The sequence below is a fragment of the Salinicola acroporae genome (genome assembly GCF_003206615.1).
Lineage (GTDB): Bacteria > Pseudomonadota > Gammaproteobacteria > Pseudomonadales > Halomonadaceae > Salinicola > Salinicola acroporae.
In genome coordinates, this window is the sequence record NZ_PZJW01000004.1 from 419,322 (window position 1) to 436,330 (window position 17,009).

Genomic DNA, 17,009 nt, shown 5'->3' on the forward strand with positions numbered 1-17,009 from the left:
GCTCGCCAATTCCCGACGCGCCAGGGCCGATCGGAATACCGGGTATCTGACACTACCCGACAACCTCAGTCGCCCCCGGCAATCCGCCGCGCCAGCGCTTGGCAATCACTGAAGCGACAGTCGACATCGGTCATGTCCGGCAGTGGCGGCACGTTGACCAGCACCGTGCGTGTGCCCGCGGCGCGCCCGCACGCCATGTCCAGGTGGCTGTCGCCGACCATGACGACATGCATTGGTGCGACCTGCCATTTGCCGATGAAGTGATCGAGCCCGCCGGGGTGCGGCTTGGGTGGGGCTTCGTTGCGGCCGAGCACGTCATCATCTTTGAAGCAGGTGTCGAGCCCGATCGCGGCCAGCGTGAGGTGAGCGAGTTCCTTGGCGTTGCGAGTCAGGATGCCCAGCCGGCAGCCACGCCGATGCAATGCGAGCACCAGCTCGACGGCCCCGGTCGCCGCCGTCGAGCGTAGCGCCAGTTCGCGCTCGTGTTCCAGCAGCCAGGCGTGCTTGGCCTCGCGCTCGGCCTTCGGCAGCGTTGCCAGGTGGTGGAGAATATCCGCCGATGGGGGAATCTCCAGTTCGCGACGTATCGCCGGGAAGTCATGCACGCCGACGGTGAGCGTGCCGTCCATGTCGAAGACCCAGTGGGTGAGGGTGGCTAGCGTATGGAGATTACTCATAGCGCATGGGGCTCACATCGAAGGTGGCTACTTCTTCCAATCTGCCATGGCTCTCGCGCAGGAACTGATAATCGCTGGCACCTCGTTGGCGGCCGACCATGACAACTCTTCCATAGTCGACGTGTACGGCTTTGGCCTTCTCTGGCTCCTTGCCGGCTCCCCAGAGATGTGCGCCTTTCACTTCCAGTAGCGCGACATGGTCTGGGGTTTCTCGGCCCTCGATGGCAACGACGAAATCGGGAAAGAAGCCCTCGCCTTCGTCCCAGCGATAAAGTCCCAAGGCGTCCGGCCTGTTGGGGCCTGACGGGTTGCGATGCCACCACCGAACTTTTTCATTTTGATCCAGCATTCGCGCAACACGTCGCTCATCCTCGTTCATGCCGGCCGGGAAGACACCGTAAGCGTTGCGTTCGGCGGGTTCGAGTGGCGCATCGCTGACAATTTCGCCGGGCAGGTTGAAAGCGGTATCGCGCACTTGCTCGAGCCGGGCGCGGCGATAAGCCTCGCGCAGCAAGCGCGGATGGCTGATCAAGACGCGATCGAGTGCCTGCTCCCGTTCTTCGTCATCCTCGGGCGGGATCGCGCCGGAATCTTCGATAGCTTGCTGGAAGCGCTCGAGGAGACGTTCGCGAATCTCTCGTTCATTGATGGCGTCGAGACGAAGCACGACCTGGCGCGCCTTTGCGGCGATGGCGGCCACCGAGAGTTCCGCCCAGACATCGCTACCATCCTCGGCAATATGATCGCCGTTCTTGAACATGCCGATTTCGTTACGTCGCACCGAGGCGCGCGCTCGCGAGCGGCTGGCGAGTACTTCGGGGCTGAAATCGACGTGATCGACCAGCCGTGCCTCGAGATCGCTAGGTGCCGGCGGCAGCGATTCGCCGTGAAGTGTCTGCGGCACAGCTTCTCGCCGGGAGTAGTGATGACCTGTCGCGCCGAGCGTCAATGCCAGGCTGGATACGCTGGTTTGCGAGGGATTGCCATCCTCTTGTGCTGCGAGGGGGGTTGAATCATGGGCGGTTTCAGCCGCGGTCAAGGCCGCATTGCCGAACGGGAGCGCTGCCTGATGCGAGGTCATCACATTGGCAGGAACGGGCTGAGACTGGCCATCCATCTCTTCACGGATCACGTCGCCGCCAGCGTTCATCACCAACGTGAAGGACTCACCACTTTGGGCGAGCTGGACGCTCTGCTGCGTACCGCTATAGGTGATCGCTGTGGTGGTACCGATCTCCGGAGCTCGCGTCTGCAGACTATTGATCTGTTCGCCCGCGCTCAGGAGTCCTTCCTGAGACTCGGCGTTGGCAAGAAAGACGTAGCCGTGCTGAAGCGCGGCCGGCAGGTCGCTACGATGCTGGAGTGAAGCCGGTACCCGCATTAGCCGACCGACCACCTGGACGCCGAATGACGGGTCGCGCGCGCCGCGCAGGGCCGCCAATGTGAAAGCGCGCGGGGCATCGAAGCCAAGCGCTACCGCCATCTTGAAGATCAGTACCTCGACGGTCGGGTCATGTGCCAGTGCGATCAGATCGTCATCCGGTTCGTCACTGGTGTGGACGCGTACCGCCTCTTCGGTAAAGCCGAGTTGGGTGATCAAGTAATCGCGTGCCTCTTCTTGCGCTTTCTTGCCGTTGGGTACCTGTACCAGCATCAGCGGCGTCAAGTGGCTGTCGTTCTCCTTCAGCAGGGTCTGAATCTGCCGGTGCGTCGCGCTGCTTTCGCGCAATGCCAAGTGCTCGAAGTCGATCAGTTGTTGAGTGTCGTCGCTTTTGGCGAGAAAGCGCACGATACGCACGCCACGCTTCAATAGCCCCGCGTTGACGGCATCCACACGAGAGACCGAGGCCCAGTCCGCTTCCTGCCCGAGTCGATAGCCGGTGGCGCGCTCGAAGGGGGCGATATCGGTGTCTCGCGGCGTTGCCGTCATCAGTAGCGCATAGTCCGGCTTGAGCACATCGCGAAAGAAGCTCTGCGCCTGGCGTGCCCGCTGAAAACCATGATGCGCTTCATCGACGACACAGCCGATGCGAATACCCTGTGCCCGCGCCTGTTCGATCAGCGCATCGATCGAGAGGCCGAGATCGCTGTTGGTACGTGCACGGCGGCCGGTGGCGTTGCTGGTTGCCACCGCGCTCCAAGTGGTCACGAAGACACCGGAGTGCGCGGCCAGATCCGTGCGTCGGTCCGAGACAAGGTCAAGCACGCGCAGATTGGGCGCCTGAGACTGGAGCGTCCTGCGGGCTTGCTCGACCAGACCGGAAAAGGGGGCGAACCAGAACCACAGTACCGGCTCTTCATCGGAAAAGCGCGCCACGGTTTCGATCGCCATGGCGGTCTTGCCAGCGCCGGTGGGTGCCTGAAGCACCACGGCGGCATCCTGCTCGCGCACCAGCTTCCAGTCGGCCTCGGTGGCGTTGCTCAAGTGGCGGTAGTGCTCGGCGAGCTGCGTGAAGCGAGCGAGCAGGCCGTCGGTGATCGTCTGCTGAAAGGTCTTGAGAACGAGCATTACCGCTTCCTTCCGGGTCGGACGCTGAATCGCGCTTGCAGCGCATCGGGAATACGGACGAAATCGAGCTGTGGCGCCAGCGCGGCGAAGCGCTCCGGTGACCAGCTGTAAAGCCGACCGCTGAGTGGCTGATGGCGTGCCAGCCAGTCGGAAAGACGCTGGACGCTCCCCTCGCTCTGATCGGCCAGATAACCCAGCCAACCCCCGGCGGTCTCGACGGCTTGAAATCCCTGACCCTGCCAGCGCTCGAGCGGGTGATCATGCAGCATCTGCAACGCATGCCACACTTCGTCGTGGGCGATCTTCGTGGGCAGACGGTGCAGGGGAATCTGGCGGGCGCGCAGGTAGGCGAAATTGCCACCCAGCCCGGCGATGGCAGTGCCCTTGGCGTTGGTATAGCCACCCATCACACGGCGCACGCGTTCGGCGCAGACATCGCGGCAGAGATTCTTGTCTGGCGCGTCCTCGGTCGCTTCGGTGTTACTGACCAGAATGAAGCGACGATTGCCGTTATCCTCGGCGTTTAGTTTGGCAACCGCCTGGGCCAACGTGCCGGAGCCGGCGAAGAAATCGAGTACGGTATCGCCGGGGCGCGTGGCAATGCGCAAAATCCGCTCGATCAGGCGAACCGGCTTGGGGGTATCGAAGATCGTCTGGGTGCCGAAGATCGACTGGATCTCCTTACGGGCTTCGTCGGTGTGGCCCACTTCATCGTGAGGCCACCAGGTCCAGGGCGTCAGGCCTTCGACTTCGGACAGATAGCGGACGATACGTGGAACGCCATCTCCATCCTTACCGAAGTAGATGCGATCAGCCTCTCGTAATTTCAGGTACTCCGCCTCGACGGTCGACCAGCAGCGCCCTTCGGGCGGCAGGTGGCGGGTGCCGTTGGGTGCGACGATCTCGTACATCTGATTGGGACGATAGCCTTGAGCAGTCATGGAAATTGATTGCCATGGTCCGTTCGGATCGTTGTTTGGGTTTCTGTAAGAACTGGCTTGTTTGGCTTCCAGAGGAATACGCCCTCGACTCTCCTTGAAGCGCGCCGGGTCCGTTGCGTAGACCAACAGGTACTCATGAGCATCGCCGATAGCGCCACGATTTTCCCGCGAGTAGCGCTTTTGCCAGACGCAGGTGGCGACATGTTTTTCCTGACCAAAAATCCGGTCCATCAGCATGCCGAGCCGAAAGATCTCGTTATCGTCGATACTGACGAAGATCACGCCATCGTCCGCCAGCAATTCGCGCGCCAACAGCAGGCGACGGTACATGAACTCGAGCCATAGCGAGTGCCGGAAGCGGTGCGTCTTGTCGATAAAGCGGTCGTTGTAGACGAAGTCTTTGTTGCCGGTGTTGTAGGGCGGGTCGATATAGATGCAGCGGATGCGCCCGGCATGCGTCATGCGCAGGGCGCGCAGGGCGTCGTAGTTGTCACCCTCGATGATCAGGTTGTCCCATGGGCCCTCGCCGTGGGAAAGCGCGGGGTCGAGCGTCAGGCCGACGAAATCGTCGTTGATGGCGTTGTCGGCGTCGATCTCGTCGCGCTCCCACACCAGGCCGAGCTGGCGTTCGCGGTCGCGCTTTTCGAGTAGCCGGACGAGCGTTTCCCGGTCCAGACCTTCATATTGGCTCATGCGTTCCCTGTGCGTTTCGTCAGTTCGCTACGATGCAGCGATGGCTGTGTGTCGACGAGCTGCAGCCCGCCCGATTCCAGCGTCGAAAACCCTGCATCATACCGGGCAATCGCCCCGCACGTCTTCGACCCTGGTGCTATCATTGAAATCAATGCTGATACAGGAGCAAAGTCAATGGCATCGATCACCATCCGCAATTTGGATGAACCATTGAAAACCCGGCTGCGTCTGCAGGCCGCGAGCCACGGCCACTCAATGGAAGAGGAGGTGCGGGTGATCCTGCGAGGTGCCTTATCACCGCCGCAGACCGGACTCGGCAGCCGGATCAAGGCACGCTTCGCCGAATCCGGCGGCGTCGATCTGGAACTGCCCGTGCGTGAGGACTCGCCGCGAGATCCAGGGCTCGAGACATGATCGTACTGGATACCAACGTGCTATCGGAGCTGATGCGCCCGGCACCCAACGCTCGGGTCATCGATTGGCTGGATCGGCAGACCGCGACACAGGTCGCGGTCACGTCGATCACGGTGGCGGAGATTCTTTACGGCATCGAACGTCTGCCGGGCGGCCGTCGAAAGCGGGATTTTGCCACCCTGGCAGCCGCCATGTTCGACGAGGAGTTTGCCGGGCGCATTTTGCCCTTCGATGCTGAGGCTGCCGTGCATTACGCCGAGCGAGTGGCAACAGCCGAGGCTGCAGGTCGCAAGGCACAGATGGCCGATGCGCAGACTGCCGCCATCTGTATCGCCCACACGGCAACGCTGGCGACGCGTAATCTCAAGGATTTCCAGTCCATGGGGGTCACTCTCATCAACCCTTGGGATAACTGACCCACGTCACGGTGTATAGCCCGCCTCGAACACCTCGCGCATCACGCGCGGCACGATCTTGAAGGGCACGGTCTCGTGATCGACGCCGGGCACCAGGGCGTAGCTCGAACGCATGCCAAGGGAGGAGAGCGGCGCGAGACGCTCGGCCATCGCTTGCGCCTCCTGACTCTCCTGCGGCGTATCGCCTTCGGCCACGATCAGTGCCAGGCTCGGCGGATTCTTGAGTGGCTTTGCCTTGAGCGCTTCGGCAAAGCCCGGCTCCAGCGGTAGCAGATAGTGACTGTCCCACCATAGGGTCGGGCTTGCCGCGACCACGTGGGCGAAAAGTGCCGGGCGCTTGAACAGCGCGTAGATCGCGAACATGCCGCCGAAGGAGTGGCCGAACAGACTCTGCTGGCGCGGATTGACCGGTAGCTCGGCCTCGACCCTGGGCATCAGGCGTTTCTCGATGAAGTCGAGAAACTCGTCCTGACCGCCCTGGGGCGGTTCGTCATGTTCGGGTGGCGCCGGCGGCGAGAAGTCGTAGGAGCGGCGCAGCCAGTTGAGCGCATCGGCCCCGGGATAGCCGATGCCGACGATGATCGTGTCGCGGTAGCGCTCGACCGTGTCTCGTGCAGCGTGAAAGGCGGGAAAGTAGCCGTTACCGTCGAGCACGTAGAGCACCGGGAAGCCGCTCTTGGTCGGTTCGCCGTCGGGCAGGCTGATCATGATGCGGTACGCTTCGCCTGCGGCGTTATGCATCTGCCACTGACGAGTGTGGTCGAGCGCGACCGATGCCGTCTCGTCGGCAAGTGCCGAGGCTGCGCTGGTCGAGATCGGTGCACCGAGAAGGCCCAGCACACCGAGCACTGCCAGTCCGCGCATGAGGGAATGCAATGGCACGACGTTCTCCTCGCTTACCAGTGATAGCTCAAGCTGCCCAGCACGCTGCGCCCGCTGCCCCGATAGCAGTAGCCGCCTTCGCAGACGATGTAACGATTGTCGGCCAGGTTGTGGGCATCGACGCCGACGCGCACGCCCTCGAGCTGGCCGGAGAAGTCATAGTGAGCGCCGGCATCGACCAGGGTGTAGCTGTCGTTTTCGTGGGTGTTCTCGGCATCGTCCCAGGAGCTACCGATATAGCGCGCGCCAGCCGCGAGGCCGACGCCGCGCAGCGGGCCGTGATCGATGTCGTAATCGAGCCACAGCGAGGCGAGATGCTCCGAGACGTTGACCGGCGTGTTGCCGGTGTTGCCGTCGTTGTCCTTGGTGATTTCCGGGTCGTTGACGGTGTAGGCGGCGGTCATGCTGAGTTCACGGGTGAGGTCGGTGGTCAGTTCCAACTCCAGGCCGCGGATACGCTGCTCCCCGGTGGCCACCGAGTAGAGCCGATTGTCGGGGTCCGTGGTCAGTACGTTGGTCTGCTCGATCTGGTAGACGGCGGCGGTCAGCAGCAGATCCCGGCCCGGCGGCTGGTACTTGACCCCGGCCTCCCATTGGCGGCCTTCGGAGGGGGCGTGGTGATTGCCGTTGGCATCGGTGCCGCTCTGCGGCTCGAACGACGTGGCGTAGCTCAGATAGGGTGACACGCCGTTGTCGAAGGCATAGAGCACGCCGAGCTGGCCGGAGCCGGCATCGTCTTTCTGCCGGTCATTGCCGGAAACGGCATCCCGGGTGACGTCCTCGGCCCAGTCGTGGCGCAGGCCGGCGGAGAAACGCCAGCGGCCGAGTGCGATCTGGTCGATCAGGTAGACCCCGGTGCGCTCGGCGCGGCCGTCGATATCGGCGTAGAGGTTGTCGGGTGCGGGAATATGCTGGTGGTAGTCCGGGTCGTCGCGGTCGATCGAGGGCGCGTCGCCGTAGGCGTAAAGCACGTCGTAGTCGAGATAGCTGTAGTCGACGCCGCCGCTCAGCGTGTGTTCGAGCGCGCCGGTATTGAACTCGCCTGTCAGTCGGTTATCGGTGACCACCGAGCTCGTGTCTTCGTAGATTCCCGATGCGGTGCGCTCGACCACGCTACCGACATTGTCGTAGCCGTCGGTGTACTGATTGACCGCGCTGATGTCCTGATAGCGGGTGTGCTGGCTGAAGGAGAGCGCGTCGTTGAAGCGGTGCTCGAACTCCCAGCCGAGCTGCCACTGATGCTGTGAGGCCTTGTCGAAATCCTCGTCACCGGTCCAGAAGTCGGTCAGATCGTCCCCTTCCTGGTAATAGCCGGGACTGCCGCCGGTTTCCCGATCTTGATACTGGGCGAGCAGGGTGAGCGTCGTGTCGTCGTCGAGACGGATGGCAACCGAGGGCGCGATAAAACTGGCGTCATCAGGAATCTGTTCGACGTCGCTTTCGGCATCCCGCGCCATGCCGACCACGCGGTAGCGCACGTCGCCGCTTGCGTCGATGGCGCCGCCGACATCGAACTCGGCCTGGCGGGTGTTCTTGTTGCCGGCGGTGAGGGTGATCTCGTTGTCGGCGTCCGTGCTCGGTCGCTTGCTGACGCGGTTGACCACGCCGCCGGGGCTGACCTGGCCGAAGATCACCGAGTCCGGCCCCTTGATTACATCGATGCGTTCCAGCGCGTAGGGCAGCGTATTGGGCGAGGCGAGCCAGCTATCGTAGGGCTGGCGCAGGCCGTCGAGAAAATTGCCGCTGGTGGTGGTGGCAAAGCCGCGAACCTGAATCTGATCGAAGCGCGGGTCGAAGCCGTAATTGCCGACGCTGACGCCGGAAGTGTAAGCAACGGCGTCCTCGATATTGCGCGCGCCGCGCGCCTCGATCTGATCGCCGGTAACGACGCTGACGCTGCGCGGCGTCTCCAGCAGCGGGGTGTCGGTCTTGGTCGCCGAGCGGCTGGCGGTAGCGACATAGCCATCGACCGGCGCGACACCGCTGACGATGCCTGCGGCGGAGACGGTGATCGGGTCGAGATCGGTCGATGACGTCATCGGCGCCTTGACGATGACGTAACCGGAGTCGGTGCGCCGTGCCATCAGCCCCGTTCCCTCGAGCAGTACCGCCAGCGCCTGATCGACGGTCGCCGCGCCGGCCACGCCGTGGCTGCGTCGTCCACCGACCAGATCCGGGGTGTAGGAGAGCGTCAGCCCGGTCGTTTCGGCGAAGCGATTGAGCGCCTGATTGAGCGGCCCGGCGGCGATGGTGACGGTCGAGGCTTGCGGCGTCGGCGTGGCGGCCAGCAGCAGCGGCGAGGCGACGCCAAGCAGGGCGGCGAGCACGGTGGCGGGCAGTCGTCGATGCAACCGGTGGCAAGAAGACATGGCGTCGTGTTGGTATGGCGTGGTCATGCAGTGGTTCCCCTGAGTCTTTTTCATGGCGTCTCATCGAGTGAATCGGCGATTCATTCGAGGCGCTTAGGGGGAATACCGAACGAACCGGCAATATCCGACACGGAAAATTCGAGTTTTTTCGTTCTCGGATTCACAGGGATGGCGCTGATATCTCAGACCGGTTCGACACTGATCCACCAGCGGGTTCGCGAGACGATCCTGACCGGCAGCGTGCGCTCGAGATGGCGCAGCAGCGCTGGCTGCGAGTCGAGCTGGAAGACGCCTGACAGGCGAAGTCCCGCCACGCGCGCATCGCAGTTGACGAAGCCCCGGCGATAGCGCGCCAGTTCGTCGAGAAAGGCTGCCAGGCGAATATCGTTCACCACCAGCATGCCCTCGCTCCAGGCCTCGGGGTCGACCGCCGTCTGCCGAACCGGCAATGTTCGGGTTCCGTCGAAACGGACCGTCTCGCCAGACTCGATGATCCGGGAGGCGCTGCTCGTTTGCGTCAGCGCCACGCGGCCCTCGCTGACGCTGAGCTGGCTGATGTCGGCGGCGTCGCGCACGCTGAATCGCGTACCCAGCGCCTCGCACAGCCCATGTCGGCAGGCGAGCCGCAAGGGGCGGTGCCGGGGGGACGCCGCATCCGTGCCGCTCTCGATCATGACCTCGCCGCCTTGCAGGACCAGCCGGCGTTCTGCCGGCGTGAAGGCCACGTCCAGCGCCGAATCGGTGTTCAGGGTCACGCGAGTGCCGTCAGCGAGCGTCAGTTGCCGACGCTCGCCAACACGGGTGGCATAGTCGGCGCGCCAGGGGTGGTGCGTTTGCGCAAGCCACAGCCCCGAGCCGCCAACGGCGCAGCCTGCCAGCAGCAGTTTCAGTGTGCGGCGTCGATCCAGCTCACGGCCAGTACGGTTCAGGATCTGGAGGCTCGCGGCCGGCTCCGGCAGGCGACGCCTCATATCGTCGAACTCGCCGGTCAAGCGTGTGACTCTCGCCCAGGCTCTCGCGTGAGAGGGGCACTCGGCGCACCAGCTATCGATGGCCTCGACAAGGCGAGCGTGCTCGGCGCCGCGGGCGCCGCCGAGGCGAAGATGCCAATCGATGGCGCGGCGCACCACCGACTCGTCGGGATCGCTCGTGATTTCGCTCATTTTGCACCCCACATCACGCATCCGCGAAGCGCAGTTGATAGCAGCGGTATAGGGCGTCGGCCACATGGCGTTCGATCGTGCGTGTCGAAACGCCCAGCCGCCGTGCAATGGTCGCATGGCTTAGCCCACCCAGTTGGCGCAGCAGGAACGCTTCGCGCGTCAGTGGCTTGAGCCCGTCGAGCAGGGTGCTCAGTCGCGCCAGCAACTCCAACGCCTCATGTTGCACTTCGGGTGAGGGCACCTGGCTTTCCGGCAAGGCAGCGAGGGCCTCGAGATAGGCTTTCTCCAGCGCGCTTCGACGCCAGTGATCGACCACCAGCCCCTTGGCGATCGTGACCAGCAGGGCGCGCGAGGTTGCGGTCATCGCATCGCCATGACGCGTCAACACGCGCAGGAAGGTGTCCTGTGCGAGATCGGCCGCTTGCTCCGAGCACGCCAGGCGCTGACGCAGCCATCCCTTCAGCCAGCCATGGTGCGCACGGTAGAGAGTCTCGAAGGCAGTGGCGTCGACGGACATGGAGATGTGACTCGAGACAGAATGAGGCGAGGAAAGTGATCACCTTAAACGCGAATCAGTCTCATTACAAGGTGGCGCGTCGAGGCCACTGCATCAGCGCCCAATGATAGGAGAGGTGTCATACCCATTATGGATCGGGGTGTCAGCACTTCGACGACACCCGCGCTTACCGGCACTGGCGCAACACTCGATGCTAGATAGCGTCTTCGATCTGCCAGTTGATCGGTACCGTGGCGACGCCGGCAGAGGGCGGCAGCGTGAGGAGCATCTGCACCACGCGGGCGACCTCCTCGGGTTGGGTGACGCTGGCGCCATCGACCTGGGCGGCCGCGGCCATATCGGTCGCGACGAAGCCGGGGCAGATCGCGGTGGCGCGGACACGGGTCTCCGCCGTGCAGTGGCGCAAGCCGTGGACGAACGCCTGGGCGGCAAACTTGCTCATCGCGTAGAGGCCTGAAGCGGCGGATCTGACCCTTAGCCCGGAAAGCGAGACGATCGAGATCACCTTGCCCTGTTCGGCGGCGACCAGGTGCGGCCAGGCTTGCTGGGTGAGCAGCATGGGCGCGCGGGCATTGACCGCCATCACGTGGTCGAACTCATCGCCACTCGCCTCCAGCACCGTCGATTGGCTGAGGATGCCCGCGTTGTTGATCAAGGCATCCAGGCGGCCGAAGGTGCGCAGTGTTTGATCGACCCAGGCCTGGCCACTGGCGGCATCGAAGGCGTCGTAGTGGTAGCTCAGCCAGTCGGCGCTCTCCGGGCGCTCGCTGGGTGGGGTACGGCAGCCGAGACTCACGCGCCAACCGGCGGCCAGCAGGGTGTCGGCGATGCTGGCGCCAATACCGCGATTGGCGCCACTGATCATGGCAACCGGGGCGTCGGACATGATTTCTCTCCTGATCGGGTGAGGTGACGGATGACGTTTCCGCCAGGCCGCCGGGCGTTTTCGCCATGCTCGGCGTGCCGTTTCTGGCGGCTCATCTTTAGCGGCTCTTGTTTGAGCGCTTCACTTCTCTTGCCGCTTCGTCTTGCGCGCTATGCCCCGAGCACGTCGTTCAGTGTTTCCTCGAGCACCTCGCACAGGCGTTCGACGTGCGGGCGCGTGAAGACCAGCGGCGGGCGGATCTTCAGCACATTGGCCTGTGGCCCGGTGGCGCTGATCAGCACCTGGCGCTGGCGCAGGCCGTCGACCAGCGCCTGCGCGAGGGCGGCGTCCGGTGTGCCTTGGGCATCGAGCACCTCGACACCGGCCAGCAGCCCTGCGCCGCGCACCGCGCCGAGCCGGTCGGTGGTGGCCGCGATCTGACCCAGTCCGGCGTGCAGGTCGGCACCGACCGCGGCGGCCTGTGCCACCAGATTCTCCTCGGCAATGACGCCCTGGACCGCCAGCGCGGCGGCGCAAGCCACGGGGTTGCCGCCGAAGGTATTGAAGTAGCGCGCCGTCTCCCCGAAGTGATCCATCACGTCGCGTCGGCCGGCAACCCCTGCCACCGGGTGACCGTTGCCCAGCGGTTTGCCGAGCGTGACCAGGTCGGCCTTGACGCCGTGGCGGGGGAAACCCCACAGGACGCCGGTGCGGCCGAGCCCGGCCTGCACTTCGTCGGCGATATAGAGCCCGCCAGCGCGCCGGATCGTTTCGACCGCCGGGGCGAGAAACCCGACCGGATCGGTCACGATGCCGTCGCTGGAGAAGACACTGTCGAGCAGCAGCGCGGCGGGGCGGATGCCGTGGGCGGCGAGATCGTCGATCGCGGCCTGCACGCCGGCGGCGAAGCGTGCGCCCATCGCCGCTGCGCCGTCGCCGCGATCCACGGGCGCCGGTACGGCGCGTACCGTTCTGCCCAGCTTGACCTTGCTGCCGAGCGAGGGCGACGCCTCGGCGATCGACTGGGTCACGCCGTGATAGGCCAGCTCGGTGACGATCAGCCCCTCGCCACCGGTGAAGGCACGGGCCATGCGCAGGGCGAGATCGTTGGCTTCGCTTCCCGAACAGGTGAAGACCAGCTGTTCCAGCGGCGTCGGCAGCGAGTCGATCAGCCGCTCGGCGCAGTCGAGGATCGTCTCGTGCAGGTAGCGGGTGTGGGTATTGAGCGTGGCCGCCTGGGTGGCGATGGCTGCCACGACCTTCGGGTGGCAGTGGCCGACACAGGCGACGTTGTTGTAGGCGTCCAGGTGCGCCGTGCCGTGGCGGTCGAAGAGCCACACGCCCTCACCGCGCACGGGATGGAACGGCCGCTGGTAGAACAGGCGGTAGGAGGCGCCGAGCAGGCGCTGGCGCCGCGCCAGCAGGGCCGTCTCGACGGCATCGTCATCTTTCTTGGTGGGCTCAGCCATGCTCACGCTCCCGTCGTACCCGGTGAATGGAAGGGTGAATCGAGGGCCTCGTTCAGGCGGCGCTGGAAGGTCGCCGCGGGCAGATTCAGGCAGTGCTCCAGCGCCCGGCGGGAGGCGGCCGTATTGCGCAGCAGGTAGTCGGCGTTTTGCGGATAGCGTCCGGCGCGATGGGTGGCGAGGGTAATCGCCATCGCCAGCCGGGTTTCGATCAAGCCGCGCAGCAGCGCGCACTCCGTCTCGTCGAGCGCTGAATGGGCATGATAGCCGGCGATCAGCGCCAGGGCCCCCGCCAGCGGATCGGTGGCACCCTTCATCTGGTAGGCCGCGGCCACGGCGAGATCGATCACCCGCGGGGCGAACAGCATGTCGCCGAAATCGATGATCGCGGCGGGATGCTCGGGCAGGGTGTCGTCGTCTGCGGTCGAGGCGAACAGCACGTTGTGGCCGTTGAGGTCGTTATGGATCGGCTGACGCGGCAGCGCCACCAGGCGCGGACGCAACTGCTCGGCGAAGCGGTGAAGCAGGTCGCGGATACGCTGGCGCGAGGGGTCATCGAGGCTGTCGGTCTGCGGCAGCAGGTCGTCGGCTCGCTGCAGATCCCACGGCATCGACAGCTCGCGAACCGGGTGGTCGAAGTCGGCCAGGGCGATATCGACCCGTGCCAGCCAGCCGCCGAGCCTGAACTGGAAACGCGGGGAGGCCACGCGGTCGGCCAGCGGCGTGCCGGGCAGGAAGGTCGACAGCCGCACGTGGCTGACGCGGCCGTCATCGAGGCGCAGCGGTGGCGCCGGATCGCCATCGCGGTCGCGCAGCACCCGCGGAATCGGCAGGGCTGGGTCGTGTGTGGCCAGGTGCATCAGCGCACGGACCTGAAAATCGCTCACCGCCTGGCGCTCCGCCGGATGGGTGAACTTGAGCAGGTAGCGCTGGCCGTCGGCCGTCTCCGCGCGGAAATTGCAGTCGCGCTCACCGCTGAGCGGCTCGAGGGTGGCAGCGAGGCCGAAGCGCTCGGCCAGCACCCGTTGGGCGGTCTCTGGCGACACCGTCAGGGCCGTGGCCGCGAGGACGTCCGTGGTCTCGTCTATGTGACTCGTCATCATTCGAACCCCGACAGCGCGCTGACCAGATTGTCGCCGAGGGCGTCGGAGAGGTAGCCACCCTCCTGCACGATGACGGTGGGCAGGCCGAGCTGGGCGATCTGCCGGGTGATCTGTGCAAAGCCCTTCGTGGTCATCGCGATGCCCTGGTAGGGGTCGTGTTCGTAGATATCGAGGCCGAGCGAGACGACGAGCGCGCCAGGGGCGAAGTCGGCGATGCGCCCGCAGGCGCGGGCCAGCTCGCGCAGATAGCCGGTGGTCTCGAGCCCCTGGGGCAGCGGCAGGTTGAGGTTGTAGCCCTCGCCGTTATCGCGTCCGGTTTCATGGGCGTGACCGGTGAAGAAGGGCGTCATGAAATGGGGGTCGGCATGCAGCGAGACCGTCAGCACATCGTCGCGGTCGTAGAAGATGCCCTGGGTGCCGTTGCCGTGGTGAAGGTCGATGTCGAGTATTGCCACCCGCGCATGGTGGCGGCGCAGCTCGCTGGCGGCGATGGCGGCATTGTTGAGATAGCAGAAGCCGTTGGCACGCTCTGCGTAGGCGTGGTGCCCCGGCGGGCGGCACAGCGCATAGGCGAGGCGATGGCCTGACTGGACATGGCGAGCCGCGCCCAGCGCGCACTGCGCGGCACCTCTCGCCGCAAGCCAGGTGCCGGGCCCGATGGAGGCGGCCATATCGCCCAGGTGGAAGCCGACCCGCCCGACCAGATGATCCGGGTAGGTGCAGGGCTCGCCGGGGAAGGGGTGGACGTTGGCGACCACCTCTTCCGGGTTGCGGTCTTCCAGGGCCAGCCAGCGGCTGTGGACATGTTCGAGGAAATCGAGGTAGCGCGGCGTATGCACGGTTGCCAGCGTGTCGTGGTCGACCTCGGTATCCGCGGTGACGAGAGTATGGCCGGCGCTGACCGCAGCGCGCTGCAGGCGATCGGCCCGTTCCGGCTGCTCGTTGCTACGGCGGACCTGACCGCGCACGACGAAGAACTGCGGGTCGTGACCGCGGTGAGCATCACAGACGAAGACATGCATAGTGTTCTCCACTTCTCAGAAAGTCTTCGACATCGGCGGCAGCGCTTCGACACGGGTTGGACAGCCTTCGATATCGGCGTGGGAGCCTGTGCTGCGCGGCCAGAGACCGCTGCCGTGCCCTCGGGCGACGGGCCGCAGTCAGCCCTTGGCGCGTTCCCGAAACATCTCCACCACCCGCTGCTGGGCGACGCCGATGTGATAATCCAGCGCCGCCTCGCCGGCTTCCGGTGAGCGAGTGCGCAGCGCCTCCAGAATCGGCTCGTGGGTATCGGCGACGCGCAGGGCGTCGTCGTAGAGCTGGCCGATCAGCAGAATGCAGAAGCGCATCTCGTGACACAGCTCGTCGAACACGCGCACCAGGCGATGGTTGCCGCTGAACTCGCACAGCATGCGGTGAAACGCGACATCCTCCTCGATCTGCTGAACGGCGGTGCCGTTGCGGGCCACCCGGCGCATCGTCTCGAGCTGGTCGCTGAGCGCCGCTTCCATCCCGGCGGTCAACTTGCCCGCCAGCAGACGAATGGCGTGGCGTTCGAGGCACAGGCGAAGATCGTAGACGTCATCCAGCTCGTCGGCGTTGAAGGTGCGAACGAAGAAGCCGCGCCGGGGTTGGGAGACCAGCATGCCACGACTTTCGAGCAGGCGTGCCGCTTCCCGCACCGGGGCGCGGCTGACGCCAAAGTCGCGTGCCAGTTGCGCTTCGGCCAGATGCACGCCGGGTGCGAAGTCCCCCTTGAGCAGCGCTTCCGTCAGCATGTCGGCAATCTGGTTGACCAGATCGCGCTGCTGGATGGTGGCGAATCCCCGTGTGGTCGTCGTCATGTCATCTCGTTTGGCTGGCGGTTGGCATCGTTCACACGCTCTCTCAGCGATCGTAGCGGGTCGACTGTCGAGTGTCGACAGTTTGGAGATTGCCTGATAGGTTAATCGCTAAACCCGCTCGATAACGCGGTCACCGATGATAACGGCAACGCCGCAAGCCCCCGACAGGAGATCGATGATGGAGATGGCGACTGACGCCCACCACGCCTCGAAACAGGCCGCCCGCCGCGATCTGGCCGCAGCCTATCGGCTGATCGCGCATTTCGGCCTGGATGACAGCATCTACACGCATATTTCCGCGCGTGCCGAGGCGGGCAAGGAGAACTTCCTGATCAACCCCTACGGTTATCGCTTCGAGGAAGTGACCGCGGCCAACCTGGTGACCATCGATCTCGAGGGGAACGTGATCGACGATCCCGAGCGTGCCGGGATCAACAAGGCCGGATTCACCATCCACAGCGCGATCCACGAAGCGCGCCCGGACGTTCACTGTGTGCTGCATACCCACTCGGTGGCCGGTGTCGCCGTCTCGTGCCTGGAAGAGGGGCTGTTGCCCTTGAACCAGTGGTCGATGGAGTTCCACGGCCGCACTGCCTATCACGATTACGAAGGGATCGCCCTGGACCTGGCCGAGCGCGAGCGACTGGTCGCGGATCTGGGCGACAAGCCGATCATGGTACTGCGCAATCACGGCATGCTGGTGTGCGGACGGAGCGTCGGCGAGGCGTTCAAACGAATGCACAACCTCGAGCGTAGCTGTCAGGCGCAGCTCGCGCTGATGGGCAGCGGCATGAAAGTCCGTCGGGTGGACGATGCCCTGGCCGAGCACACCGCCCAGCAGTACGAAAAGTGGGATGCGGATCACGGTGTTACCGACCACGATCCGGAGTGGGACGCCTACTTGCGCCTGTTGCAGCGCATTCAGCCCGATTTCGAGGGCTGACACGGGGCCGTGCCGGAGGCTCGTGCGCCTGCCGTCGATCCCTGAGGTTGGATACCACGAGATCCCATGTCACGAAGCTGGATAGAACAAGGTTGGACATCACGAAGCTAGACTCGAGAAGGCGCGCGGTAACCCTGAACATATCGCGTTGAATGCGTCTGAAAGGCGCTTTGCCGGTGGTTCGAAGATTCGACAAATCCAATAACG

At 64.7% G+C, this 17,009-nt stretch carries 15 protein-coding genes; 3 read left to right on the top strand and 12 right to left on the bottom strand.

Features of this window, described 5'->3' with window-relative positions; genetic code table 11:
* Nucleotides 1-65: 65 nt before the first annotated feature.
* From DOM54_RS07430 to DOM54_RS07440, 3 genes are read right to left on the bottom strand one after another with little or no spacing between them, the layout of a single operon-like run.
* Nucleotides 66-677 (bottom strand): HAD family hydrolase, encoded by a 612-nt coding sequence (locus tag DOM54_RS07430; protein WP_110715708.1) that lies wholly within the window; start codon nucleotides 675-677, stop codon nucleotides 66-68.
* Nucleotides 670-3,186: a DEAD/DEAH box helicase gene (locus DOM54_RS07435; protein WP_110715709.1), complete on the bottom strand. Its 2,517-nt coding sequence runs from the start codon at nucleotides 3,184-3,186 to the stop codon at nucleotides 670-672. The genes DOM54_RS07430 and DOM54_RS07435 overlap by 8 nt, the downstream gene beginning before the upstream one ends.
* Nucleotides 3,186-4,820 (bottom strand): site-specific DNA-methyltransferase, encoded by a 1,635-nt coding sequence (locus DOM54_RS07440; RefSeq protein ID WP_110715710.1) that lies wholly within the window; start codon nucleotides 4,818-4,820, stop codon nucleotides 3,186-3,188. Before DOM54_RS07440 ends, DOM54_RS07435 begins: the two co-directional genes overlap by 1 nt.
* Before the next feature lie 174 nt (nucleotides 4,821-4,994).
* Here DOM54_RS07440 and DOM54_RS07445 point away from each other — a divergent pair, with 174 nt between their 5' ends.
* Both DOM54_RS07445 and DOM54_RS07450 read left to right on the top strand, forming a co-directional pair.
* Nucleotides 4,995-5,234 carry a FitA-like ribbon-helix-helix domain-containing protein gene (locus tag DOM54_RS07445; protein WP_110715711.1) on the top strand — a complete coding sequence of 80 codons (240 nt, stop codon included), beginning with the start codon at nucleotides 4,995-4,997 and terminating at the stop codon, nucleotides 5,232-5,234.
* Entirely contained in the window at nucleotides 5,231-5,650 is a 420-nt protein-coding gene (locus tag DOM54_RS07450; protein WP_110715712.1) for a type II toxin-antitoxin system VapC family toxin, read from the top strand. The genes DOM54_RS07445 and DOM54_RS07450 overlap by 4 nt, the downstream gene beginning before the upstream one ends.
* 6 nt (nucleotides 5,651-5,656) lie before the next feature.
* On the opposite strand, the gene DOM54_RS07455 is transcribed toward DOM54_RS07450, so the two are convergent.
* The 9 genes from DOM54_RS07455 to DOM54_RS07495 form a co-directional block, all read right to left on the bottom strand.
* On the bottom strand, nucleotides 5,657-6,532 hold the full coding sequence (locus tag DOM54_RS07455; protein ID WP_240613807.1) for an alpha/beta hydrolase: 876 nt from the start codon (nucleotides 6,530-6,532) through the stop codon (nucleotides 5,657-5,659).
* Nucleotides 6,533-6,546: 14 nt separating this feature from the next.
* The gene (locus DOM54_RS07460) at nucleotides 6,547-8,955 is read right to left on the bottom strand and encodes a TonB-dependent siderophore receptor (protein ID WP_110715714.1); all 2,409 of its coding nucleotides are present in this window, start codon (nucleotides 8,953-8,955) and stop codon (nucleotides 6,547-6,549) included.
* Between the two features lie 128 nt (nucleotides 8,956-9,083).
* Nucleotides 9,084-10,064 carry a FecR domain-containing protein gene (locus DOM54_RS07465; protein ID WP_162619784.1) on the bottom strand — a complete coding sequence of 327 codons (981 nt, stop codon included), beginning with the start codon at nucleotides 10,062-10,064 and terminating at the stop codon, nucleotides 9,084-9,086.
* Nucleotides 10,065-10,077: 13 nt separating this feature from the next.
* Nucleotides 10,078-10,581, bottom strand: a complete 504-nt coding sequence (locus DOM54_RS07470) for a sigma-70 family RNA polymerase sigma factor (RefSeq protein WP_110715716.1) — start codon at nucleotides 10,579-10,581, stop codon at nucleotides 10,078-10,080.
* A 193-nt stretch (nucleotides 10,582-10,774) separates the two neighbouring features.
* Nucleotides 10,775-11,467: an SDR family NAD(P)-dependent oxidoreductase gene (locus DOM54_RS07475; RefSeq protein WP_167406505.1), complete on the bottom strand. Its 693-nt coding sequence runs from the start codon at nucleotides 11,465-11,467 to the stop codon at nucleotides 10,775-10,777.
* Nucleotides 11,468-11,616: 149 nt separating this feature from the next.
* A complete protein-coding gene (locus DOM54_RS07480) occupies nucleotides 11,617-12,915 on the bottom strand; it encodes an aspartate aminotransferase family protein (RefSeq protein ID WP_110715718.1) in 1,299 nt (432 codons plus the stop codon).
* Between the two features lie 2 nt (nucleotides 12,916-12,917).
* Entirely contained in the window at nucleotides 12,918-14,012 is a 1,095-nt protein-coding gene (locus DOM54_RS07485) for a phosphotransferase (protein WP_162619785.1), read from the bottom strand.
* On the bottom strand, nucleotides 14,012-15,037 hold the full coding sequence (locus tag DOM54_RS07490) for a histone deacetylase family protein (protein WP_110715720.1): 1,026 nt from the start codon (nucleotides 15,035-15,037) through the stop codon (nucleotides 14,012-14,014). The genes DOM54_RS07485 and DOM54_RS07490 overlap by 1 nt, the downstream gene beginning before the upstream one ends.
* Nucleotides 15,038-15,175: 138 nt before the next feature.
* Nucleotides 15,176-15,859: a GntR family transcriptional regulator gene (locus tag DOM54_RS07495; protein WP_110715721.1), complete on the bottom strand. Its 684-nt coding sequence runs from the start codon at nucleotides 15,857-15,859 to the stop codon at nucleotides 15,176-15,178.
* Between the two features lie 184 nt (nucleotides 15,860-16,043).
* On the opposite strand from DOM54_RS07495, the gene DOM54_RS07500 reads away from it, so the two are divergent.
* Nucleotides 16,044-16,802 carry a class II aldolase/adducin family protein gene (locus DOM54_RS07500; RefSeq protein ID WP_206019035.1) on the top strand — a complete coding sequence of 253 codons (759 nt, stop codon included), beginning with the start codon at nucleotides 16,044-16,046 and terminating at the stop codon, nucleotides 16,800-16,802.
* The last annotated feature ends 207 nt before the right edge of the window (nucleotides 16,803-17,009 follow it).